Source organism: Paenibacillus pectinilyticus, assembly GCF_001700435.1.
Lineage (GTDB): Bacteria > Bacillota > Bacilli > Paenibacillales > NBRC-103111 > Paenibacillus_E > Paenibacillus_E pectinilyticus.
Genome location: NZ_LYPC01000014.1, coordinates 903109 through 926884, shown reverse-complemented (window position 1 = coordinate 926884; position 23776 = coordinate 903109). Strand labels below are relative to the sequence as shown.

At 43.8% G+C, this 23776-nt stretch carries 20 protein-coding genes; 8 read left to right on the top strand and 12 right to left on the bottom strand.

Annotated features, from left to right (window positions below; genetic code table 11):
- The 6 genes from A8709_RS10935 to A8709_RS10910 all read right to left on the bottom strand — a co-directional run bounded on the left by A8709_RS10935 (position 1) and on the right by A8709_RS10910 (position 6058).
- Positions 1–1095, bottom strand: a complete 1095-nt coding sequence (locus tag A8709_RS10935; RefSeq protein WP_065852375.1) for a GerAB/ArcD/ProY family transporter — start codon at positions 1093–1095, stop codon at positions 1–3.
- Positions 1092–2579: a spore germination protein gene (locus A8709_RS10930; protein ID WP_084224820.1), complete on the bottom strand. Its 1488-nt coding sequence runs from the start codon at positions 2577–2579 to the stop codon at positions 1092–1094. The genes A8709_RS10935 and A8709_RS10930 overlap by 4 nt, the downstream gene beginning before the upstream one ends.
- A gap of 132 nt (positions 2580–2711) precedes the next feature.
- The gene (locus A8709_RS10925; protein ID WP_065852374.1) at positions 2712–3167 is read right to left on the bottom strand and encodes a CBS domain-containing protein; all 456 of its coding nucleotides are present in this window, start codon (positions 3165–3167) and stop codon (positions 2712–2714) included.
- 152 nt (positions 3168–3319) lie between these two features.
- Positions 3320–4585, bottom strand: a complete 1266-nt coding sequence (locus A8709_RS10920; RefSeq protein WP_065852373.1) for an MFS transporter — start codon at positions 4583–4585, stop codon at positions 3320–3322.
- Positions 4586–4602: 17 nt separating this feature from the next.
- Positions 4603–5028 (bottom strand): MerR family transcriptional regulator, encoded by a 426-nt coding sequence (locus A8709_RS10915; RefSeq protein WP_065852372.1) that lies wholly within the window; start codon positions 5026–5028, stop codon positions 4603–4605.
- A 145-nt stretch (positions 5029–5173) separates the two neighbouring features.
- Positions 5174–6058 carry a LysR family transcriptional regulator gene (locus A8709_RS10910; protein WP_065852371.1) on the bottom strand — a complete coding sequence of 295 codons (885 nt, stop codon included), beginning with the start codon at positions 6056–6058 and terminating at the stop codon, positions 5174–5176.
- 130 nt (positions 6059–6188) lie between these two features.
- Between A8709_RS10910 and A8709_RS10905 the strand changes: the two genes are divergently transcribed.
- Both A8709_RS10905 and A8709_RS10900 read left to right on the top strand, forming a co-directional pair.
- Positions 6189–7232 (top strand): zinc-dependent alcohol dehydrogenase family protein, encoded by a 1044-nt coding sequence (locus A8709_RS10905; RefSeq protein WP_065852370.1) that lies wholly within the window; start codon positions 6189–6191, stop codon positions 7230–7232.
- A gap of 17 nt (positions 7233–7249) precedes the next feature.
- Positions 7250–8704 carry an aldehyde dehydrogenase family protein gene (locus A8709_RS10900; RefSeq protein ID WP_065852369.1) on the top strand — a complete coding sequence of 485 codons (1455 nt, stop codon included), beginning with the start codon at positions 7250–7252 and terminating at the stop codon, positions 8702–8704.
- Positions 8705–8938: 234 nt separating this feature from the next.
- On the opposite strand, the gene rpmF is transcribed toward A8709_RS10900, so the two are convergent.
- A complete protein-coding gene (gene rpmF / locus A8709_RS10895) occupies positions 8939–9115 on the bottom strand; it encodes a 50S ribosomal protein L32 (protein WP_028553571.1) in 177 nt (58 codons plus the stop codon).
- A 187-nt stretch (positions 9116–9302) separates the two neighbouring features.
- On the opposite strand from rpmF, the gene A8709_RS10890 reads away from it, so the two are divergent.
- Genes A8709_RS10890 through A8709_RS10865 form a run of 6 tightly spaced genes read left to right on the top strand, consistent with a single transcriptional unit; the run spans position 9303 to position 16446 of the window.
- On the top strand, positions 9303–10646 hold the full coding sequence (locus A8709_RS10890; RefSeq protein ID WP_084224819.1) for a spore germination protein: 1344 nt from the start codon (positions 9303–9305) through the stop codon (positions 10644–10646).
- Entirely contained in the window at positions 10643–11704 is a 1062-nt protein-coding gene (locus A8709_RS10885) for a GerAB/ArcD/ProY family transporter (protein ID WP_065852368.1), read from the top strand. The genes A8709_RS10890 and A8709_RS10885 overlap by 4 nt, the downstream gene beginning before the upstream one ends.
- A complete protein-coding gene (locus A8709_RS10880) occupies positions 11701–12786 on the top strand; it encodes a Ger(x)C family spore germination protein (RefSeq protein WP_065852367.1) in 1086 nt (361 codons plus the stop codon). The genes A8709_RS10885 and A8709_RS10880 overlap by 4 nt, the downstream gene beginning before the upstream one ends.
- A gap of 38 nt (positions 12787–12824) precedes the next feature.
- The gene (locus A8709_RS10875) at positions 12825–14273 is read left to right on the top strand and encodes a spore germination protein (protein ID WP_065852366.1); all 1449 of its coding nucleotides are present in this window, start codon (positions 12825–12827) and stop codon (positions 14271–14273) included.
- A 53-nt stretch (positions 14274–14326) separates the two neighbouring features.
- The gene (locus A8709_RS10870; RefSeq protein WP_279615858.1) at positions 14327–15370 is read left to right on the top strand and encodes a GerAB/ArcD/ProY family transporter; all 1044 of its coding nucleotides are present in this window, start codon (positions 14327–14329) and stop codon (positions 15368–15370) included.
- Positions 15367–16446: a Ger(x)C family spore germination protein gene (locus tag A8709_RS10865; protein WP_065852364.1), complete on the top strand. Its 1080-nt coding sequence runs from the start codon at positions 15367–15369 to the stop codon at positions 16444–16446. Before A8709_RS10870 ends, A8709_RS10865 begins: the two co-directional genes overlap by 4 nt.
- Before the next feature lie 56 nt (positions 16447–16502).
- Here A8709_RS10865 and A8709_RS10860 read toward each other — a convergent pair whose 3' ends face one another.
- The 5 genes from A8709_RS10860 to A8709_RS10840 all read right to left on the bottom strand — a co-directional run bounded on the left by A8709_RS10860 (position 16503) and on the right by A8709_RS10840 (position 23627).
- Positions 16503–19073 (bottom strand): ABC transporter permease, encoded by a 2571-nt coding sequence (locus A8709_RS10860; protein WP_065852363.1) that lies wholly within the window; start codon positions 19071–19073, stop codon positions 16503–16505.
- Positions 19070–19753 carry an ABC transporter ATP-binding protein gene (locus tag A8709_RS10855; RefSeq protein WP_065852362.1) on the bottom strand — a complete coding sequence of 228 codons (684 nt, stop codon included), beginning with the start codon at positions 19751–19753 and terminating at the stop codon, positions 19070–19072. The genes A8709_RS10860 and A8709_RS10855 overlap by 4 nt, the downstream gene beginning before the upstream one ends.
- Before the next feature lie 96 nt (positions 19754–19849).
- Positions 19850–20851: a sensor histidine kinase gene (locus A8709_RS10850; RefSeq protein ID WP_065852361.1), complete on the bottom strand. Its 1002-nt coding sequence runs from the start codon at positions 20849–20851 to the stop codon at positions 19850–19852.
- A gap of 2 nt (positions 20852–20853) precedes the next feature.
- Positions 20854–21537 carry a response regulator transcription factor gene (locus tag A8709_RS10845; RefSeq protein WP_065852360.1) on the bottom strand — a complete coding sequence of 228 codons (684 nt, stop codon included), beginning with the start codon at positions 21535–21537 and terminating at the stop codon, positions 20854–20856.
- Between the two features lie 47 nt (positions 21538–21584).
- On the bottom strand, positions 21585–23627 hold the full coding sequence (locus A8709_RS10840; RefSeq protein ID WP_065852359.1) for a Na+/H+ antiporter: 2043 nt from the start codon (positions 23625–23627) through the stop codon (positions 21585–21587).
- Positions 23628–23776 lie beyond the last annotated feature (149 nt).

The window sequence follows — 23776 nt, the reverse complement described above, 5'->3', positions numbered from 1 at the left end:
CTAATGCCCCTTCCGCCATTTTCGAACCAGTGCCGTATACGGCCATAATATACATGGAAATACAAAAGCGAATGCGATTCCTGCATAGGCTAACCAGTCCGTCAGATACTGTCCCTTGCTATATCCAGGTTTAAAGAAGAGTGAAAGGATTAGAAAAAACAATAGATATATCCTTAAATGGGGACGATGATCCTGCTTGCCAATAAGTTGGCTTGATCCTAGCGAGGCAAAGTACAAATTAATGATCCAAACTCTCGATAGTAAAAACAGATAGGCCACAATCCATATCACTTCGAACCGTTCTAAGAAGCGAAATTCAAGACTTTTTAATACCCGAAGCGGCGGCCAGTTGTAATTGGTGATCCCATCGGGTGAAAAATAAAGAAAACAGACAATCACGGCACACAAATAAATAATCAGCGTCAATGTATTCGCTATAAGAACTCCCTGCAAGGCCTTATCCTTACGTTTTAAAAAGGGATATAGCATGAATATGGTTTCAAATCCCTGAAAAGAAAGCGATGTTGTTTTGATGCCAGCCCATACAGGACTCAAGCCATCTTTCAATACAGGCAATAAATTGAGCCAAACCCCTTCTTTCAACGCGAACAAATACAGGGGGAGCAGCCAAAGGAATCCCCAGAAGGTGATCTCCGCATATCTAGCCAGGATACGGACATGATTTCTAGCTATCGTATAAATAGGGAGTATGATCAAAATCATGAGCCAGTAATTCGGTGTTTTCGGCAAAAGTGTTTGCTTGATAACAGTAAGCGAAGCTAATCCACTAGTAAAAAAAGCAAAAAGAAAGTAAGAAATTACCAATATATGTAATAATTTGCCGATCCATTTGCCAAAATAACGTGGAAGTAAGTCATACAGCGTATCATCTGGATGTTGTTTCATAATTTGAACGATGATCATGCTTATCACGACAGTGATTGCCCATCCGATAATAAGGGAGATCCATCCATCCGTCCCCGAAACCTTAGCAAGGTCAGAAGGAAGACTAAATATCCCAATACCTAGTTGCGCACCATGAATCATAAAAATAAATTGAAACAGTGTAATGTCGTTCAAGGCATATTTTTTCATTCACCATCACCTTTGGACCGTTTAGAGCGCTGGCGTATTAATTGCTTTGGACGTGCGTTTAGTGGTCGATTATCCAAATTCCACAGTGGAAAGCGAATAAACGCATCTTTCCAATCCGCAAAACGAACAGGACTAAGCGGGCTAAAATACGGTGTCCCTAGCGATTCTAATGTAATGAGATGGCCAAGGAGCACCATCATACCGATTCCCACGCCCATAAGTCCAAAGAAAGATGCCAGCAGCATCATCGGAAAACGAATTAAGCGAACGGCGCTGGACATATCGGTATTGGGAATAATATACGAAGACAAACCCGTTAAAGAAACGACGATTACCATGATGTTACTCACGATGCCGGCCTGAACCGTTGCTTGACCGATCACGATAGCGCCTAATATCCCTACGGTCTGACCAATGGGAGCTGGCAGACGAATCCCTGCTTCTTTCAATAATTCGAGGGTAAACTCCATAATCAAGGCTTCCATTAGGGGAGAAAAGGGAACGCCTGACCTAGAAGCGCCTACTGACAACAGCAATTGCAGCGGAATGACCTCGAAATTGAAGGAAATGACGGCAATATATACAGCTGGCAGCAAAACCGCTACGAAGAAAGCAGTAAATCTTAGCAAGCGCATGAACGTGGCCAGTTGCCACCCCATCGTATAGTCATCTATATTTTGAAAAAAGTTTACAAATGAAGCCGGCCCCATCATGACGCTAGGTGATCCTTCGAGTACTATTGCAATTCTTCCTTCTAAAATTTTGGGAGCGACAGTATCCGGCCTTTCTGACGTGAGAAATTGGGGGAAAGGCGAATACGGGTCATCCTCAATTAACTCCTCCAGTTCCCCCATACCTGAGACTGAATCGATTTCAATTTGTCGAATACGGTCTTCAAATTCCTGTAATACTTCCGGATTCGCAACATCATCCAAATATAGAAGACTAACCTTTAGCGAACCCCTCGCTCCCACATCAATTTCCTTTACTTTCAACTCGCGGCTAGGAATGAGCTTTCGGATCAAGGCAATATTCGTACTTCCTGTCTCGATAAAGCCTTGATGAGCGCCTTTGATTGACTTTTCTACTTGTGAATCGAGAATCGCTCTTTGCGGCGGTTTGCTTGTATCCAGAATAGCAGCGCACGACTTGCCTTCTTGGAACAACACACTTTTCCCTTGCAAAATAGCCTGATTCACGTGTGCCCAATCATCTGCTTGATCAACGCTGCCAATGGTCACGATGTCCCCAATGGCAAAGTCCCCTGTCCCCTCATGCATGAGGGGATGAAGAACATTATTCTGTATCATATCCCGATCAGACATGGCTTCCATATAGCTGAGAATAGCTTGCACCCCAGAAGCTTTAATCTGCAACTTTCGGATGATCAGATCAGGGGCTTCTGCTGACATCGACTGAAGAATGGAAAGCGTGTCAGGTAAATGTGCTTGAATTGGTTCTTTTCCTTGTAATTTGGATCCCATTATGACCCCTACTTTATATGCTCTTACTTAGTAGCATGCGGAGAAATTTCATTTTTATTCCACAAAGAAAAAGAGCCCCGCGAATGAACGTCGCTTGGCTCTTCATTTATTATAATGGCTATTTCCTTTAATTCACAAAATCGACTGGAAGGAATGTCGGATGACATCTCCCCTGCTGATGATCCCGACTAGAGCGCCTTGATTAACAACAGGTAATTTCTTTATCCGTTTTTTACCCAAAATAGCAGCTATATTCTCAATATCCTCATTCACATCCACGGTGATGACTTTCTTGCGGGCAATTCTCATGACATTTAATGGGAGCAAGTTACGAACTCGTTCCTCGAACTCTTCGTTGTCACCCTTAAATACAGCCGTGTAGAAATAGGAATCGAAAACATGATCATCATGCTTACCAATATGACGCATAATGTCCCCATCGCTTAAATAAGCGACGACTTCATTCCTGTCGTTAACGACAGGTAAACCGCTAATGCGATATTTGATAAATTTCTCGATAACTACACGAATGGGATCGTCTTCTTTTACTTTGTATACTTGACGGACCATAATTTCATGTGCTTTCATGACGGTTCCCCCTCCAAAGTAAAATGGATTGTTGTTCAAACCAGACAATTGAAAACGTTTTACACTTGTATTATACAACTATATGAGATGAAGTCAATCCATTTTCACCTATTGTTCTTGGGTAATCTTCAATATTATTCATCATTCGTTTCTTAATGTGCGCTTTCGACTTCATCCACGTGTTTCAAGTGTTTGCGATTCATCCAAATGACGATAACCGCCAGTACGACGAAGCCTGCTCCGATATAAAAAGGCGCATGGAAGTCGAACCATTCTGCAAATTTAACCGCGTAGTAAGGAGCTAGCGCGCCACCGATAAAACGTAGAAAGCTGTATGCCGCGGAAGCCGTAGACCGCTCTATAGGCGCAGCGTTCATGACTGCCGTTGTAATGAGTGTATTGTTATTTCCTAGGAAGCCCCCAGCCAAGATAACCATGGTAATGACAACCGCTTTATCCGTCGTCCAATAACCCATTGCCCCAAGCGTAATTGCGAAGAGCAGTAATTGAACGCACATCGCTTTGATCGTGCCTTGCTTTTGCTGCAGTTTTGGCGCTGTAAAGACGGAGGTAAATGCCAACAAGAGACCCCATCCCAAGAATACATACCCGAGCTGGTGAACATCAAGATGATGCAAATGGCCAAGTACAAGTGCTGCATAGACGAGCAATGTGAAAAATCCGAAGTTATACAACATGGCCGCAATACCGAATACGAATAATGAGCGATGTTTGAGCGCACGGAATGGATCTAGAATCGAAACTTTTTTCTTCGGCATCGTCGCTGCGACTGTTCCTGCAGATTTCTTTGGCATTAAGAAGTAAATACAGCAAAAGGCAATGACCATTAGCCCTGCTACGCCGTAGAAAGGACCGCGCCATGAAATCGCACCGAGTTCTCCACCTAAGAGTGGGCCAACGGAAATTCCAAGACCAACGGCCACTTCGAACAAAATAATCGACTTAGCCACACCCACTCTGGACATTGATACGAGTGCTGTAAGTGCAGTAGCAACGAAGAATGCATTGCCAAGTCCCCATCCCGCGCGAAGCCAGACGATTTCCATCACATTGCTTGCATTACCTGATAGCGCGGAGAACAAGGCGATCATAACGATGCCTGCGAGCAGCATTTTTTTAACGCCCAGACGTGAGGAGATTAGGCCTGTTATAAGCATAGCCACGGCCATGACGGCATTGTAACTCGTGAAAAGCAGGGTCAGCTGACTATCCGATGCGCCCAATTGATCTTTCATCATCGGCAAAATCGGATCCACGAGGCCAAGTCCCATGAAGGCGATAATACTCGCGAAAGCAACAGCCCATACAGATATTGGCTGATTGAACATACTTGATTTCCCAGCTTTTGGCTGCGTCTGTGCGGCCGCATTGGCCTTACTCATTGGTGAAGTTTGCATTTTCGTAAGACTCCTTTTTATGTTGTCATTTTAGTAATACCATCGTCGATACGCTTTTGAATCCGTTCGATTTCTTTGCGGAATTCACTCATCTTCTCTAGTTTCAAATCCACCATGCTTAATTGTTGGTCAACCATTACCTTCATTTCGCGCAATTGTTGCAGCTTATGTTCAACTTCTTCTGTCTTCGAATACACCGCTCGATGTTCGCCCATCTTCTCACGAATGGACACGAAATCAAGAATCTCCATCAATGAGAACCCTAACACATCCCGTGCATTCACGATTTGATTCAATCTCTCGATATGCTTTCGTGTGTACAAACGCATACCGCCATCACTGCGGTCGGGCGGGAATAGCAACCCGAGTTCCTCGTAGTAACGTATCGTTCGTTTGGTCAACCCACACTCCTTGGCCACATCATCGATTTTGAATGTATCCACTTCAACACTCCCTCCAACTCTATTACCTGTCGACTGAGATTATCATAATCCTTTATAACGTTAACGTCAACGTTAACTTTATCACATGTTTTATTTTGTTGATCCTACAAGCATATTATGCCCAATCACCTGCACCTTACTAAGCTCACGCCTCAATTTGCTGAAAATAATCAATAACAAACTGACGGAATCGTTCCGCAGCTAGTGATAAATAGTGCTTTCTAGACCAAGCCAAGCCTGTCGTCACCGTACAGCCAGGATCTGTAATCCGCAAACGATGCGGCATTAAATGCTCCCTTTTTTGCCATGCCAATTCAGGTGCGAACATGATGCCGAGCCCTTTTCTCAAAAGCAAAACAACAGCATCCGGCTCATCCACTTCAATCATCGTGTTTGGCGTAAAACCGGCCTTCTGACATAAATGATCTGTCATGGTTCGAAACCAATATCCGGAACGTAAACCGATAAATGATTCATCCTTTAATTCGATGAGGGAGACACTGTCTCTGCCTGCCAAACGATGGTTCTCTGGTACGATCACATAAAATGCCTCCGTTCGAAGAGGCACCCAAGCCATCTCCTCTCCTTCCACAGGCGCCGTTGTAATGCACAAATCAACTTCCCCTTCTTCCAGCTGTCTCTTGATGACAGCGGCGGGCTCCAATAACTGCCGAAAATGTACATTTGGATATGAGCCCAGGAAAGCACTTAACAGCTCTGGCAAAATACTGGTCAACGATGCGGCTAGCGTAATACTTCCCCGCTCCAATCCCGCCATATCCCGAATCTCCTTCTGCCCTTCCTCTAATTCCTGAAATATCCGTTCAACGCGCAAGAGAAACATTTTCCCGAAAGGGTTCAACCGAATATTGCGTCCTTGCCGATGGAATAACGGCGTGCCCAGATGCTCCTCCAGCCTGGCAATAGTTTTACTAAGCGAGGGCTGCGCGATTTGCAGTTCCTCCGCGGCTTTGGTCATATGTTCTAATCTGGCGACAGTCTGAAAATAATGCAATTGAAGCAGCTCCATCTTCGTTTTCCACCTTTTATATAGACTTCAATCTATAGACTCATAGTTTATTATGTATTATACATTATCATTTCACATTTCTATAATAGAGTCGAGCTCCACACAACACACCTACTAGGAGATGATCCTTTTGAAAGCAGCAGTACTAGAAGCATTTCACGAACCATTAATCGTCAAACAAGTCGCAGATCCTACGCTTACGTCGGATGGCGTTATTCTGAAATTAGAAGCGACGGGCATCTGTCGCAGTGATTTACACGGATGGCATGGAGGCTTAGGTGCAATCAAGACTTTCCCTCATATTTTGGGCCACGAGATGAGCGGTATTGTTCAAGAAGTGGGGAAAGACATCCGCAATTTCAAAAAAGGGGACCGCGTGATCGTGCCTTTTAACCAAGGCGACGGCGTATGCCCACATTGTCAATCAGGCCACCACAATTTATGTGACAATTTGAAAATGGTCGGTTTTCACTTTGACGGCGGATTCGCCGAGTATATCCACATTCCGAATGCGGATTTGAACCTTCTTCACTTGCCTGAAGGTGTTGATTTCCTTACCGCTAGCGCAATGGGCTGTCGTTTCATGACCGCTTTCCATGGCGTTGTTGCACAAGGCAACGTCCGCCCAGGTGAATGGGTTGCCGTTTATGGTTCCGGCGGCGTAGGCTTGTCCGCGATTCAAATCGCAACCGCGGCGGGCGCTAACGTGATCGCGGTCGACATCGCTGATGATAAGCTCGACTTTGCGAAGCAAATGGGAGCTGTAGCAACAGTGAACAGCAAGCAAGTGAACGCACCGCAGGCAATCATGGAATTGACCAAAGGCGGAGCTCACCTCTCTGTTGATGCCCTTGGCATCCAAGACACATTCGTAAATGCGATCATGAGTCTTGGCAAACGCGGCCGTCACCTCCAACTCGGCGTCAGCAATAACCCGCAAGGCGGAATGACACCAGTTCCGATTAATCTTATGCTGCTGAAAGAGTTAACATTAGTTGGCTCCGCGGGCATGCCGATCCCCGAATATCGGGAAATGCTCCAAATGGTCGAGAGCGGCAAATTAGCGCCAGGTAAACTTATAACGAAGCAAATTGCGCTGGACGATATTAACGAGGCTTTCCAAGAGATGAACAATTATGCTGGCGTAGGCGTAACCGTTATTACCAAATACTAAACAAGGGGGCATTCCCAATGTCCGAACATTATAATAAACAATATATTAACGGAGTATGGCGCGATGGCGCGAGCGAGACGATCTATGACAACGTGAATCCCTATAATAACGAGGTTGTCACTCGCATCAAGCTGGCTAATCGGGATGACATCGACGAAGCTTACACCGCTGCAAAGAAAGCGCAGAAAGTATGGGCTACCTCCACAGCTGAGGAGCGCAAACAAGTTCTGGGGCGAGCGATGACGCTTCTTCAAGAAAGAAAAGACGAAATCATCGGTCTTATGGTAAAAGAAACGGGTGGCTCTTATACCAAATCCATAGGCGAATTTATGGCATCCGTTGGTTCACTTATGGCAGCCATCAATTACGTGGATGCGATGTTCGCTCCACATGTCTTTCCATCGCCAATTCCTGGAAAAGAAAACCATGTGTATCGTTTTCCTGCCGGCGTTATCGGAACGATTAACGGGTTTAATTTCCCGCTATATATGGCAATGCGGGTCGTTGCACCAGCGATTGCCGCTGGCGACGCCGTCGTCTTAAAGCCAGATTCACAAACGTACATCACAGGTGGCCCGATTGTTGCCGAGATTTTTGAGCAAGCAGGTCTACCGAAAGGTGTGCTCAACGTTGTCGGTTACGATATCGCCGAAGTCGGCGATTATATGATCGAGCATCCCGTGCCGCGTGTGATCTCTTTTACAGGATCGACAGGCGTTGGCCGTCATATCGGCGAGCTATGCGGCAAACATCTGAAACGCGCGTCGCTTGAGCTAGGGGGCAACAATCCGTTCGTCGTGCTGGAGGATGCCGACTTGGATCAGGCTGTTAACGCAGCTGTGTTCAGCAAACTGTTGAACTCCGGACAAGTGTGTATATGTACGAATCGCTTCTTCGTACATCGTAAACATTACGATACCTTCGTTACGCGTTTGGCTGAAAGATTACAGCAGGTTCCTTTTGGAGATCCCACAGATCCCAAAGTTATTGTAGGGCCGCTTATTAACGAGAAACAAATCGAAAAAGTACTGGGACTCGCAGAGCTCGCCAAGCAAGAAGGCGCTCGCCTCGTGCTGGAAGGACAACGCATCGGCAACATCGTAACACCATTCGTATTCGCTGACGTTAGGCCAGATTCCAAACTCGCGCAAACCGAAATTTTCGGTCCGATCGCTTCCATCATTCCTTTTGATATAGAGGAAGAAGCATTGGCGTGGGCGAACGATACGGAATACGGCTTATCTAGCGCGGTGTTCACAACGAATAGCGAGCAAGGCATGGCCTTCGCACGTGCTATTGAAAGTGGCATGACACATGTGAATGACACGACCATCAACATGGACATGAACGCGCCGTTCGGCGGAGAGAAATCCTCTGGCATCGGCCATTACGGCGGAGAGCTCGGATTCGAAGAATTTACGACGAGCAAATGGGTTTCCGTTCAGAAAGAGCCGCGCGTATTCCCTTTCTGATTTATAGGTGTCATCCGACTCACAGCGTTTAGCGGCTTACCATATCTAATCATCTGAAACTTAAACCAATTTCATATGTTGAATAACCCGTCAGATACTCACACCATAAAGTGCGTATCTGACGGGTTATATCTGTATCTTTCTATTTCTATTTCTATGTCTTGCGTATCTCCACAAACCAAAAATGACACTCCCTACTTACTTAGGAGTGTCATTCTTATTGGATTCATATGATTATTGAGCTTTAACGATCTCTCTACCCTTATATGAACCGCAGTTTTTGCAAACGTGATGTGCCTTTTTTAATTCTGCACATTGTTCACACTTCACCATACCTGGAACTTCCAGTTTAAAGTGAGTACGGCGCTTATCGCGACGTGTTTTGGACGTTCTTCGTTGAGGAACAGCCATGATCAAAACACCTCCTGTTAACTTTCATAAACAACAAAAAATATTGTATCTTTTTCTAGGGGACTTTGTCAATGTTTATCGTAAATTTATGTACATCTTAAGCGATTTTTATCCTTTCAGAGTAATTGGAATGGAATTGGAAGATAATAAAGGGCGTGGAAATTACATGTAAAAGGCGCGATGAGAGATGCACACCTCGACAAGAGAAGAAAAACTAGCCTATATCGATCAAATGTTTGAACATACTTCTGATTTCGTGAGCAGGGACGCTCGAATTTATGAAGCCCAGGTTCATGTATGCTATTTGGGAACTCTGGTTCAATATGAGGAGTCTTACGATACGCTGATAGCTAGACTGTCACATATACATAGCAAAGAGAACCCAATCGATCTGATTGCGTTATCCGCTTCAACTAGAGTGAATGTTTCCTTAACTGAGCTCGTCAGTGCCATTTTGCGAGGAATGCTAATTATTTTCCCCCAAGAAAGTTTCGACAACATCGTAGTTGAGCCCGCTTCGGTCAACAGCAGTCGAAGCATTGGCGAAGCCCTAACGGAGAATCCGATTCAAACTTCTCTGGATGCCTTTACGGAAGATATGTATGCCAACATCAATCTACTCCGTAAGAAAATGAGAATAACTGATTTACACATTCAGAATTATACGCTAGGGTCTAAACTTCCCCGTGAAGTGACTGTCCTCTATGTCGAAGGAGCAGCTGATCCCAAAGTCATTGCCCATATCCATGACTGCTTAAATAAAAATACCAAGATGGATGTTTCCGACGTTCAAGGCCTGCTGAGAGCACTCAATCAGCCTCGCTACAGCCTTGTCCCTACTTACACATCATCTGAGCTTCCCTCCACAACCAAACACAATCTGATGGACGGTCGCGTGGTCATCTTCTTAGATCATTTTCCGTTCTCTCTGTCTTTCCCCTCCATTGTAACGGACTTCTGGGAAGTGAAAACGGATAAAGATCAGTTACCTCTGTTTATGTATTTATACAGGGTTATTCGAATCACCAGCTTAATCATCGCCCTCACGATGCCAGGGTTATATGTGGTGCTCAATTCCGTCAACCCTGAACTCTTGCGTATTCAGTTAGCCGTGTCGATCACCAATTCGAGAGAAGGCGTTCCCTATCCTGTACTTGTTGAATTGTTGTTGATGCTGTTCATTATTGAAATGGTCATTGAAGCGAGTATTCGTCTGCCCAAAAGTATTGGCCCCACCATCACGATGGTCGGCGGTATTATTCTGGGACAAGCTGTCGTTCAAGCCAGGTTAGTCAGTTATTTTCTTATTATTGTCGTAGCAGGCTCGACCATTGCGCATTTTACGATGGGTACCTATATGAACACCGTCTCCATTCGGTTGTACAAGTATGTAGTCATAGTGTTCAGTGCTTTGTATGGCATACTCGGCCTTATGGCGTCGATCGTCTTATTTTGTTTTTACCTTGGCACGATTACAACGTTTGAGGTGCCGTATTTAAGCTTCTCCACCAAAAGAAGGAAATCCGAATGAGCAATAAAGCCCTATTAACGATGTTTGTCGCCGTTCATCTCTCGTTGTATTTTTATATCTATCCGGTAAAAATGATTGAATCCACATCCACAGGTCACTGGGAGCCTATTGTTGTCGGGTTTCTTATTGAAATGGGCTGTATCTGGGCATATGTGAAAGGACTATCTTCTTTTCCAGGTAAGGACATTGTAGATATTTGTAAAGAGGTATCCGGAACATGGGTCGCGCGCCTGCTGCTTACTCCTTTGATCGTTTTTCTATTTCTGGATTCCAACTTTACGCACAGCTATGAAATGGAATCGATCAGCATCTTATTGCTGCCGAATACCCCCACCTATTTCATTCTATTGCTCTATGTCATCCCACTTTACGTCGCATGGAAAGGTTATGAAGCGATTTTTAGAGGGGGGATCGTCGTATTCATCTGTGTGCTTCCCTTGGTAATATTTTCCTTAATAAGCGCGATGAGCAATTTCGATTTCAATAATATCTACCCCATCTATAATACTCGGTTGAGTTTCTTCAAGAAGCCGATGTTTTATTCCGCCTTTTTTGTGCATGCAGGGTTCCTGTTTTTAGGTTTGGTTAAAATGAAGCGCCGATTGCCATTACGCCATATCATACCGATTCTTGGGATCCTTTTTATATTTGCAATCTCTTCTGTTTATGTTCCAATGCTTATTTTCGGTCAGGAATCGATCATCAATTTTCGTTATCCGAATGTATTGACATCGGACACGATTGATAGTGAGTGGATTGTATTTGATTGGCTCCCCACTTTTTTCGTTATTGCCATGATTGCGATCGCGATGGTCGCGGCGGCAGTTAGTTTCTGGATGATGTCAACACTGATTGAAAAGCTCTTCTTGAAAAATAAGAGGGGAATAGCTGTACTTATTGTTGCCCTCTTATCGTATATTTTCAGTTGTTATTTGGATAATATTGATAAATTAGGGAAATTTACTTACTTGGATACTTTCTTATGCTTCTACTGCATCATTGGTATACCGCTTGCCGTCATGCTCATGAGTTTGAAGGTTAGGAGGAATCCTGCTTGATCCATCGTTCATTTATATCGGTTGTACTGGTCCTATGTACCTTAAGCGCACTTCTTACAGGTTGTTGGGATACGAAAGATATTAATAAGCGACTCATGCCTGTTGTGATGGGCATATGCAAAGAGAAAAATCAGGATTACCGCATTATTTTACAAATCCCAAGTCCTGAAAAAAAGGGCTCGCAATATATGGAGAGCAGCTCCGCAACCATCAATAATGCGGTTGACAACATCCGGACAAAAGCAGAAAAAAGTATCGATCTTCTCCATATCCGACTATTTCTAATCTGCGAAAAAACGGCAAAAGAAGATATTGGCGACATTATCGACTACGCGGTACAGGCAAACGATATCTCTATTAAAGGCTTACTAGCGATTGCTAGAGGAGATTTCGACGAAGTCATCCATCACCAACTTACGGCAAATCCAGAGCTATCCTCGTATGATTTTTTCAGTGAGCAGGCTGGATGGACACCCGAAACGACCATCGTACGGTTATGGGAAGCCTACCGAGATATTCAGTCCTATACCCAAGATATGTCGATACCCATTCTCACTAAAGGAACGGACACCTTGTATCAATTTGAAGGATCAGCCATCATGCGCAGCGATAAAATGGTAGGTGAAATTTCCTCTGATGAAGTACTAATTTACAATGTTTTTCAAGAGAGATACACAGGCGGCACCATCGAAGTTGCTGACCAGAGCAGCGTAAGGATTAAAAAAGCGAGTATCAAACATACCCTCCATTGGTCTGAATCTGGGCCTCAGCTGAAAAGTTGTATCCGATTAAAAGTAGAACTATTAGAGAATAAAAACGAAGAATCGGAAGAACAAATTACAAGGAAACTCAAAGACATCATCGAGAAAAGAGCACAAAAACTAATAGCTGATCTGAAAAATGATAAGGCAGACGTGCTTGCAATCGGACAACTTTTCCGAAAAAAAATGAACGAAGAGCAAATCAAAGATTGGAAACAACATTGGTTTCTCACATTAGATGATGAAGTCACGGCAGAGATTACCATACTCAACAGTATTTATCTAAAATCTCCCAATAAAATTAAAAAGCCTAGCCAATAGCTAACCATAAAAGCCAAAATTTAAAAAGGATCCTCCTCATGAACAAAAAGACTGTTGACGTTTCACATCAAATAAAACAGATGGCTCAATCCTCTGATTTTTTATTTTTTGAAAATAAGTCTGGTATTAATCCGTACTACAGCATCTGTTATTATAAACCGTTGATTGATCCGATGACTTTGCACGAAAAAATACTATTCTTTCTGAATGTGGAAGGAAGTCTATCGTTGGAGGATCTCTTCGCTGTGCTGCCTCTTACTGAGAAACAGGTCACATCGGACTGGACAGAGATTGAAGATGGCTTACTTCGAGGTTATGTCGCTATACAGTTCGAGGAGCATACGAACCAAACACTAATCGTGTGTGCTGCGGAAAAAGTAGGCAGAAGTGTCCAACCGCCGGAAATTGAGTTCAGTGTTGTTGGGCCTAAAGAAGCTTTCGTAGAATCTCTGGAAGTGAACTTGAACTTGTTGCGAAAGCGATTGCCGATTCCGAATTTGCGAACGAAAGAAATGATTGTCGGAAACTTAACCAAATCCAAAACCGTTATTTGCTATTTGGAAGGGTTCACCAATGAGGCCTATGTAAACACCGCCATAGAAAGAATCGAAGCTATCGATTTCGATTTTGTTTTGGATACGACTATGCTCTCCGAGATGATTGAAGATGACTTCAAATCCATATTCCCCCAATCATTAGAGACGGAAAGGCCCGATCGTATCGCCTCTGCATTGACTTTAGGGCAATTTGCCATCATCATGGACGGCTCTCCTCATGCCTTGATGGGACCAGTCTCATTAGGGTGGTTCTTTGTAGCCTACGAGGATTACTACCTCCCCTGGCATGTGGCTTCTTTTTTCCGCTTATTACGTTTCTGCGCCGTTTGTTTCTCGATTATCGCATCCGCTGTTTACGTAGCCATAACGACTTATCATTATGAGGCCATCTCAAACCCCTTATTGAGTACATTGATTTCATCAAGAGCGAACATTCCATTTCCACCTTTTATCGAGGCGCTTGTTATGGAACTGACGATTGAGCTGCTTCGTGAAGCTGGCGCAAGGTTACCATCCAAAATTGGTCAAACCATCGGGATTGTGGGCGGTATTGTCATCGGTACAGCAGCAGTCCAAGCCTCATTGACCAGTAATGTGCTGCTCATGATCATTGGATTGTCTGCGCTCGCTTCATTCACGACGCCTACTTTCAGAATGAGCACGACAATTCGTGTTCTGCGGTATCCTTTTATTTTTGCTGCTGAATGGTTAGGTTTTCTCGGAATCTTTATCGTTGCTGCTTTCCTTCTAATTCATCTTCTAAGGTTGAAGACGATGGGAATGCCCTATTTAGTTCCCTTTTTCCCTTTTCGGGGAGCTGACTTAAGAGATTCGTTAGTGCGTTTTCCCTATTCGAACTATCCCAAAACACCCAGCTATTTACGTACGCAGCGTACTGCCCGAAAGAATACTGTCGTTGACGAGGAATAAGGTGATTGAAATTGACCAGTCAGATAAGTGAAAAATCATTACTGCCTCCTTCCATGGCTTTTTTCGCTGCGCATTGTATGCAACTAGGAGTAGGCTTCTTGACCTTCCAGCGCGAGCTCGTGGAACATGTTGGACAAGATGCTTGGATCGTTGTCTGCTTCAGCAGTTTAACCTTCTTTCTTGTTATATGGATGATGTACCGCGTTTTGAACAAAGCTCAACATGATATTATGTTCATTAACCAAGCCTATTTCGGCAAATGGGCAGGCAACTTACTTAATCTGTTGCTGTTAGGCTATCTGCTTCTTGTGGGTGGGAATATTTGTCGAACGTTCATTCAGATCGTCCAAGTTTGGCTATTCCCCGATCTTCACACCTGGATTCTATGTGTCATTTTGCTGCTGGCTGCCTGTTATGCGGTATTTGGTGGGCTTCGCACGGTCATCGGAGTTTGCTTTTTTAGTATGCTTCAGTACATGCTCTTACCCATTTATTTTTTTATCGCATCTTATTTTCATTTCAGCTATTTCTTGCCGGTGATGGATCACAGCGTTTCGGAAATGGTTAAAGCGATGTCGCAAATGACCTTTAGCTTTCTCGGCGTGGAGGTCATACTGATATGCTATCCTTGGTTCAAAAACCCCAAAAAATCCGAACGCTGGGTATACTGGGCTAATGGCGTTGTCACGTTATTCTACTTAAGCGAAATTATAACTTCCTTAGCTTTCTTCAGTAAAAATCAATTAATCAACATACAATGGCCAAGCTTGGCTCAATTTCAATTTGTACAACTTCCCTATATTGAAAGGTTTGAGGGGTTTGGTGTTGCCTCACAGCTTATGCGGGCTTTGCCTATCCTTTGTCTCTGTTTATGGTCCGCAGGTCGCATCTCTAAAGTCGTTACCTCGATTCGACCATCGAGAACCGTGCCCTTTTTTGCGGCTTTGTTAGCGATATTCGTGTGTTTGCTGCCGGAGTCGGTTGCGATTAAGTATGCACATCATTGGATATACATTGCAGGTACCGGCATTGTTTATGTGTATTTGCCGATTTTGTTTGTACTTTCGTTGTTCAGTAAGAAGGTGAAACCAGCATGATAAAAAGCTTTCAACTTCTTATTGTTTTAGTGATTCTTCTGCTGGTTACGATAGGGTGCGTGAAACAAACGGTTATCGATCAAATTACAATCCCCATCGTAGCAGGTCTAGATAAAGGACCAGGATCCACAACGAGGCTGACGATTTCCTCACCTTATTTCAAGGGAAAAGACGCGATTAAAAATTTTGAATCCACCGCCTTTAGCAGAACTACCCAGAATGCGAGGGATAGCCTGCAAAATGAGCAGGAATTACCAATCATGCTTGGCAAGCTTTCCGTTGTCTTAATTGGGCAAGAGCTTGCGAAAAATGGCCTCGATCTGGTTTTAGATCCCCCTTTAAGGGATCCAAGAATATCAAATCGCATGTATTTGGCCGTTGTCGATGGACGAGCTCAACAATTATTGGAGAAAAATTACACAAACAGAATGGAGAAAGGCCGATATATCGCACAACAAATCTCTAGCAATATTAAGGAAGGACACTTACCGCGGACAAGTCTGCATCTGTTCGAATCCGCTTGGCTTGGACAGGGCCACGATCCTTATCTCCCACTTCTGAAGGCGGAAGAAGCTAAAATTGAGATTGCAGGACTTGCCCTATTTGCTGATGACAAGTTCGTGGGGTCTTTAAACTCGGAGGAAATGAAATTTTTTCGATTACTGGTCGAGAACACGGATAACAGTACCTTCGAAATCCCCTTAAATAATGACGCCTATGTGTCGGTGCAGAATAATCATTCAGGATATCACTATACAGTCTCCAACAATTCAGGAATACCTGAATTCAAGATTCGTATACGAATCAACGGCACAATTACTGAAAGTACTACCTCGACAACAACAGATCTCTTCAAACATAACGTTGAGGCAGCTTTCAGCAAAATGATTGTTCAGACAAGCGAGAAATTAATTCAGAAGTTCCAACAACTCGGCATAGATCCGCTTGGTCTAGGCGAACTCTCACGTTCTCGAACGAGACACTGGGATGAGTCCAAATGGCGGGAGCAATATCCGACCGTGAAAGTGAATGTAGACGCCAAAGTTAAAATAACGGAAACGGGGTCTATCAAATAGACATTAATAAACGGAGCCTCAGCAGAGGCTCCGTTTATTCTATACAAGAAATCATACTATATATTTTCTTGTTTCAACACATCCATAATGTTGGCTTTTTTAACTTTTGCGCTAGCATAGAACATAGACAGACTAACCATAACGAATACAGCAACAATGACATAGAGCATACTCGTCCATGGCAATCGGAAACCGTACGAAAAACTATGCATGAATGATCGATAGATCAACACCATAATCACCCCGCTAATCGGAAGCCCATAGCTTAGAGCCTTCAGACCATAAAATATACTTTCATAATTCAACATTGTATTCAAGCTTTTCGGTGTCATGCCCACCGATCTCAACATCGCAAACTCTCGTCTGCGAAGTGCAATACTCGTCGAAATCGTATTGAAGATATTCGCCATCGAAACCGCCGTAATTAAAGCGACAAAGCCATAAACAAATACGGAGATTAACGTTATCTTTTGTTCAGAGAGCTTTCTATCTTGAAATATATTCATGACAGAAAGATTATCTTTCATTTCTTCAATGTCTTGCTGTGTTTTCAGCGGATCTTTACTATTCAAGTAAATCCCTGAATACGCTCTGGCATCCTTGTTTCTTTTCGCTAATTGATCAAAGACCTGCTCCGAGACGACAAGATTGACTTGAAAGCTGCCGCGAACTATGCCCATTGGGAATTGATCCGTCACCGCGGCGAGCTCCACCTTATTGATCGTTTCTTTTTCATTTTCGTCTGCGAAGACGAGATCAAGTTGTTCACCAGCTTTGGCCCCAATACCGTTGGTTTCGATAAATTTGTCCTTCTCATCACTATACAATGTGGCATCAATAATAATGGCGCTTGGGTGATCAGGATCCGCTAGCTTCGTGTAGTCTGCGCCGATTTGTTTGGCATAGGCCCGCAACTTCTCTTCACTTAAAGCATTTACGGAAAGATTGTATTTATATAAACCATTTTGATAAGTCAAATAATTTTTCACATGGGTAGGGATGGTTCCTCCGTTAACCCAAGTGAAGCCATCATTCATCCTTTGGATCAGGCTGTAGTCAGTGACGCCTTCTAACGACACAATGGATTGCAACAATCGTTCATCTATCGTTAGATTTTCACCCGACTTAACTACCTCAATATCAAAATTATAACCTTTTTGTGAAAGATCCAGCGACCTCTGGAGATTAGACGTGAAGAAAGACACAGATAAGTACAGCACGATACTAATCACAAGTGACCAAACAGTCGCATAATACCTGCGTTTGTTTCTTTTTAAGTTTTTCAATCCAAACTCCGCTTCGATGCCGAATAATCGCTTAGTAAGCTTGGATGTCTTCACCGTTCTACTCGTAAGTTTAATATCGGTTGTTTGCCGAATCGCGTCAATTGCAGAAATTTTAGAAGCCTTTTGAGCAGGAAGATACGTTGAAATAAAAATCGTAATGATGGAGATCGCACAAGTGATAAAGAGCGATAGGGGTGTGACAATCACAGTTAATTTTTCAGAGAACCCTAGTGCTCCAACAAGGCTCGTGTTAACGAAGTAAAACGTGATGCCAATCCCTACAAGTCCGCAGATGACGCCTATGGGAATACTACATAGACCAATAACCGCTCCCTCAAAGAACACCGAATTCCTCTTCTGCCTTCTCGTTGCGCCCACACTGGATAGCATCCCTAAATAACGTGACCGTTCTGAGACAGAAATAGCAAAAGCATTGTAGATTAAGGAAATGGAGCCAATGACAATAACCAGCATGACAATCACTAAAAGCGAGTTATAGGTTTGGCCTAGCCCACCGCCCATAACACCAAAGTAGCGTAATAACGAATCATTCGTTTTAAACGAACCGATGTCGTTTGTCATGGCTACGTCTTTCGCATGGGTAAATACAGCATCATTCACTTTCTTCACGACAACACTCGCATCAACGGTTGGGTTTGTGTCCATCATACTTTCATCTACATAGGTAAAAACGGAATACCCTGGCGCCCATGTCTGTTCCCCTACAGGGCGTTTAATAAAACCGACTACGGTATACGACTCGGTTGTGGTTTGAGTCAAAGTCTCCGTACTACTACCGTTGTTCATCCGTAATTGATCATTCTGAACAAGATCTTTATCACTAGGATCAGCCGTATTCGAACGTTGACCAACGTTAAGGGTTAAACGATCGCCAATCTTGTAAGTTACTTTGGCGTTCGTCGCGATGGCGTCCGACAGGACGACCTCATCTGCTCGTTGAGGCAGGCGCCCTTGGCTCAATGCAATCGGAAAGTTCTTAAAACCTTGTGCATTATAAGCTTTAATGAACAAATAAGGTTTGTTTATATTTTGACTTCCTTGAAGTAGAGCAAAACCGTGATCCTTAGAAATGATCAATTCGTTGGTTGCCGCGTCATGCTTGATCGCTTCAAGCTGATTTGTGTTCACGTCTTTATACATGACATGCCACTTTCCATAGTCTACAATCGTTTGCTTTTGCATTAATCCCAAAAAGGAAGAACCCAGCGTTGTAACTGCCATCACCATCGCCACTGAAATAATAACGCCAATTAGGGTAACGAGTGTTTGTTTTTTATTTTGCAATAAGTGCCGCAGCGTTAGTTTATTGATGATGTTCATACGCGAATAACCTCATCTTTGGAGATTCTTCCGTCTTCAATGGCGATAATCCTGTCAGCCTGCAGCGCAATTCGTTCATCATGGGTTATCATAATCAACGTCTGATGATAGGTTTTATTAAACATTTTCAACAGATCAATGATTTCATTGCCATTTTTGCTGTCCAAATTGCCAGTTGGCTCGTCCGCCAAAATGATAGATGGCTGATTCATTAAGGCTCTGCCGATCGAGACCCGCTGCTGTTGGCCGCCGGAAAGCTGATTGGGCAGATGATTTAACCGATTCCCCAAATTTAGTGTTCTCACAATCTCATCAAATTGCTTCTGGTCCACCTTATGCTCATCAAGCAAAAGCGGCAGTTTCATATTTTCCTCTACAGTTAGAATCGGAAGCAGGTTATAAAACTGATAAATCAAGCCAATTTGTCTTCGCCGAAAGATGGCTAATTGTGTTTCATTCAGACTATACATGTCCGTATTATCTACAAACACTTTGCCGCTAGTTGGTCTATCCACGCCACCCAACATATGCAATAGGGTTGATTTCCCCGAACCCGATGGACCTATGATCGCGACGAATTCTCCTTTATCCACCGAGAATGAAACGTCATCAAGTGCTTTAACCGCCGTGTCACCTTTTCCATACACTTTGGACAGATGTTCGATTTGTAGTATGTTCATTGTGAACCCTCCATTCGTTTGCCGATGGATTTAGTATATCCGCCCAAAGTGACTTTCCAGTGACTCTAAAGTGACAGTTCCGTCACCTTAACTGTGTTAGACAATTTGCTTGTATATCCGTATTCGAAATTGGGTGCCCTTATGGATTTCACTTTGCACATCAATCGTTCCATTTTGCTTCGTAATAATGCTGTGAGCCATTGAAAGGCCAATACCGATACTGCTTTCGCCTGCATACTTCCCTTTATAAAAACGTTTGAAAATAAAAGGAATCTCATCTCTGGGAATGCCTTTCCCCGTATCGCGAATCACAATCTCTGTATATAGCGGGTTTTCTGAAAAAGCAATCGCGATTGATCCACCTGAATCCGTATGTTCCACAGCATTTTTCAAAATATTGATGACAGCTTCCGCCGCCCAATTTAGATCTCCAACAAAAGCGACATTATCATCACCCGTTATCGTAACGGTTTGTTCTTTAATATCAATCGGAATGAGAACAGGCTGCAAGGCTTTTTGAATAAGCTTGACCACTATCACATGATCATTCTTAAAATGCACGGTACCCGCGTCAATTTTGGAAAGCTTTAATAAGGACGTAACCAGCCATTCCAACCGTTCGAGTTGAATCCGAATATTACGCGTGAATTCCGCTCTTTTCGTTTCAGGCAGGTGTGTGTCATCTAATAAATCGGCCATGACCATCATGGAGGTTAGGGGGGTTTTGAGCTGATGGGAGATATCCGAAATCGCATCTGTGAGGTGAGTCTTGTCTTTTTGCAAAAGTGTACGCTGCTCCGATAACATGACGGTTACTTTATAGATCGTATTTTTCAAAATACTAAATTCACCCTCACGGTTGTCGCGGACATCAAGGGAATAGTCCCCACTGCTAATTTGCCGCATGTAGCTAGACAACTTCTCTATCTCTAGATATCTCATTCTTGTGAAGATAAGGCTGCATCCAATGAGTAAAACGGAAGTTAGAAGTACGAGTATCACGGAAGAAATTGAAAAAAAAGCCGCAGATAAAAGCAGGAGAAGACTGATTGTACACATCACTAGTAAAACGAAGCGGATCTCGCGATTACGCAGCATGTCTATTCACCAACCTTATAGCCCAGCCCGCGGACAGTTTTAATGAACGTAGGCTCTTTCGGATCATCCTCCAGTTTTTCTCGCAATCTTTTGATGTAAACGGTTAGCGTATTGTCATTCACGAAATCCCCTGCAACATCCCATATTTGTTCTAACAACTGGTTTCTAGAAAGGATCTGTCCGACATGATTAGCAAAGATTAATAACAGCCTGTACTCTAAAGCAGTCACTGAAATTTCAGTGCCATGCTTGTATACTTTGCCCTCCTGCGTATGGATACGAACTGGATCTATGTCGATGATGGTTTTGGCTAACGGCTGCTTCTGATATCTTCGTAACACCGACTTGATTCGGGAGAGCAGCTCACGAACACGAAAAGGCTTCGTAATATAGTCATCTGCCCCCATATCAAGCCCCATCACGACATTGACTTCATCATCAATGGCAGTCAAGAAAATAACGGGAATGTCACTTTGTTCTTTCACTATCTTACATATCTCATAGCCGCTTCCATCCGGCAGTGATAGGTCAACCAAACATAACGCAAACTGATCTAATTGCTTCACTAATACGTTCTTTGCAGATTCGACATTATAGCAGATAACTGTGGAAAACTGGTCTTGCTGGAGGGAATACTCGAGTCCAGATGCAATTGTTTTATCATCTTCTACAAGTAAAATGCGCATGAAATCATCATCCTAATTCGTTTTTTATAAAAGTTCGCGGCTCGGCCTTAACGCTCAACCAATTCGTCTTGTTCGAACATGGATGCTTCTCGTTCCCGAATGATCCCGCGTATTCTGCCTACCGTCTCACGGGAGATCTCACTTTTCTCATAAAGTGCCTGCAGCACATTCCGCTCGGCCTGCACAGCTACCCAATGAAGCTCCTTTTTCTGCTCATAGAAGTATTTATGCTGCCTGCTGCTTGTTTTCGAATACCGGATCAGCCTGTCGAGTAAATGATGATAGTGTGAAATAACGTTCGTGGTCTCATGCTCGTTTTCATTGCACCGGACCTTCTCCAGTTCGTTGATCGCGGCCTCGCACGTACGAACCTTAAAGTTTCGAAGTATTTCTAAGTCATCTGTTGACACCATGGCGAATCCGACTTTCTTTTGCTTAAACAAAGCTAGAAAACGGTCGAAGACTATCTTTAACATCATTCTCCAATAATGAAAGCGTTTTGCCAAAATAAGTTCGACCTGATCGAGCATATGGAAAAATTGGTGAGCATGCTCAGGACTAATTTGACCGCTCTCCAACATGGTATTCATGGATTCGCGTTCCTCCGATAGTGCCAAGAGACGCAGCTCGATTTCTTTCTCCTGTGAATGAGATTCGTTCCTTCGTCTGATCCCATTCATCCTGATTTCTTGAATCCACTGCTGATAGTCAGCAATAACAGCTGAAGCGGCCTCCTCGTTCTCCTCACTACTTTCCTGATGAACCGCCTGGATCGCTGCCGTCATAATTTGAATCTGGGTTCGCTGATCCGAATTCTCTTGCTCTACCATATCGGGTACCTCCTTCTTCTTCGAAAAAAGAGGCAACAGCACACTTGCTGTGATAAGGGAGAACAAGATAACTGCTGCAGCCAGAAATATAATCAAGTTCCTCTCGGGGAATGGACTTCCGTCTGCCAATACGAGCGGAATAGAAAATGCCCCAGCAAGCGTAACGGAGCCGCGCACACCGGAAATCGAAGTTAGCACAAGCATTTTAAATCCCGGCGTGGTTTGCTCTTCGTTATAACCAAATAGTCGGCTTCCATTCGAAAAAGCAAACGACCAAATGAAGCGGAGCACGATCAGCATCACGAAAATAATGGCGCCATAGCCGATCATCTTGAAATTATTGAAAGCCGGGTCCGCAAAAATGATATTCGACACATGCGGGATTTGCAAGCCCAAAATAACAAAAACAAGCCCATTCAAAATAAACAAAATGACGGACCACGTGTTGTTTGACACCACATTTAATTTCATCATCGACGTTCTTTCACGGTCTCGTTCGATGGCATGCATGATGCCCCCAGCCACCGCAGCCAAAATACCGGACATGCCCAGCTCTTCCGCGATCATGTACAGTAGGAACGGCGTCAAAATTTGAATCAGCATATGCATCGTTACGTCTTGAATCCCCGCACGACGTAGAACAACCCGCAACCAAATGATCAGGACAGCAATGATCGCTCCGGTCAATAATCCGCCAATTGAAATCAGGAGGAAGCTGCCCGTTGCTTTGGGCAGCGAGAATACGCCAGTCACGGCAGCTGCAATGGCAAATTTGAACGCGACGAGTCCCGATGCATCGTTCATGAGGGCTTCACCCTCGAGCAGCCTCATCAGGGTTTTGGGCATATGAATTCTTCCTGCTAATGCCCCTACCGCCACGGCGTCTGTTGGAGACAAAATAGCAGCAAGTCCGAAAGCCGCAGGTAAAGGAATAGACGGAATCATCCAGTTAATTGCATAACCAACTGCGAAGACAGTAACAAATACAAGCCCTACGGCCAATGCAATAATCGGAGCACGCAGCTTCCACAACTCGTTGCGGGATATATGTTTGCCATCGTGATACAACAATGGGGCGATAAATAGCACGAAAAAGAGTTCAGGTTCCAGTTCAACGTGAATTCCCGACGGCATGAGTGCAACGATGATGCCCAATCCAATCTGTATCAGAGGAACTGGAATGAACGGCAGAAATCGGCCGATGACATTAGACGCGCCGATCAGCGAAATCATAATAAAAACGGCAATAAATAGTTCCATAAACCAATACCTTCCTATGTCATTATATATGCTATTTTGTTAGAATACCCATCCGTCCGAAAACAAACATCAATTGTGCTATAGGAGAAACAAATACCCTGAAGATAAGCACTTTTCCAAAGTGTCCACCTTCAGGGTCAAAGTTCACA

What these genes read in the sequence shown, in the direction of transcription:
- A8709_RS10935 (WP_065852375.1), bottom strand. Translation starts at nt 1,095, where the DNA reads ATGAAAAAATATGCCTTGAACGACATTACACTGTTTCAATTTATTTTT.
- A8709_RS10870 (WP_279615858.1), top strand. Translation starts at nt 14,327, where the DNA reads ATGGCTTTTTTCGCTGCGCATTGTATGCAACTAGGAGTAGGCTTCTTG.
- A8709_RS10925 (WP_065852374.1), bottom strand. Translation starts at nt 3,167, where the DNA reads ATGAAAGCACATGAAATTATGGTCCGTCAAGTATACAAAGTAAAAGAA.
- A8709_RS10865 (WP_065852364.1), top strand. Translation starts at nt 15,367, where the DNA reads ATGATAAAAAGCTTTCAACTTCTTATTGTTTTAGTGATTCTTCTGCTG.
- A8709_RS10875 (WP_065852366.1), top strand. Translation starts at nt 12,825, where the DNA reads ATGAACAAAAAGACTGTTGACGTTTCACATCAAATAAAACAGATGGCT.
- A8709_RS10860 (WP_065852363.1), bottom strand. Translation starts at nt 19,073, where the DNA reads ATGAACATCATCAATAAACTAACGCTGCGGCACTTATTGCAAAATAAA.
- A8709_RS10930 (WP_084224820.1), bottom strand. Translation starts at nt 2,579, where the DNA reads ATGGGATCCAAATTACAAGGAAAAGAACCAATTCAAGCACATTTACCT.
- A8709_RS10900 (WP_065852369.1), top strand. Translation starts at nt 7,250, where the DNA reads ATGTCCGAACATTATAATAAACAATATATTAACGGAGTATGGCGCGAT.
- rpmF (WP_028553571.1), bottom strand. Translation starts at nt 9,115, where the DNA reads ATGGCTGTTCCTCAACGAAGAACGTCCAAAACACGTCGCGATAAGCGC.
- A8709_RS10855 (WP_065852362.1), bottom strand. Translation starts at nt 19,753, where the DNA reads ATGAACATACTACAAATCGAACATCTGTCCAAAGTGTATGGAAAAGGT.
- A8709_RS10840 (WP_065852359.1), bottom strand. Translation starts at nt 23,627, where the DNA reads ATGGAACTATTTATTGCCGTTTTTATTATGATTTCGCTGATCGGCGCG.
- A8709_RS10885 (WP_065852368.1), top strand. Translation starts at nt 10,643, where the DNA reads ATGAGCAATAAAGCCCTATTAACGATGTTTGTCGCCGTTCATCTCTCG.
- A8709_RS10920 (WP_065852373.1), bottom strand. Translation starts at nt 4,585, where the DNA reads ATGCAAACTTCACCAATGAGTAAGGCCAATGCGGCCGCACAGACGCAG.
- A8709_RS10890 (WP_084224819.1), top strand. Translation starts at nt 9,303, where the DNA reads ATGCACACCTCGACAAGAGAAGAAAAACTAGCCTATATCGATCAAATG.
- A8709_RS10850 (WP_065852361.1), bottom strand. Translation starts at nt 20,851, where the DNA reads ATGCTGCGTAATCGCGAGATCCGCTTCGTTTTACTAGTGATGTGTACA.
- A8709_RS10845 (WP_065852360.1), bottom strand. Translation starts at nt 21,537, where the DNA reads ATGCGCATTTTACTTGTAGAAGATGATAAAACAATTGCATCTGGACTC.
- A8709_RS10910 (WP_065852371.1), bottom strand. Translation starts at nt 6,058, where the DNA reads ATGGAGCTGCTTCAATTGCATTATTTTCAGACTGTCGCCAGATTAGAA.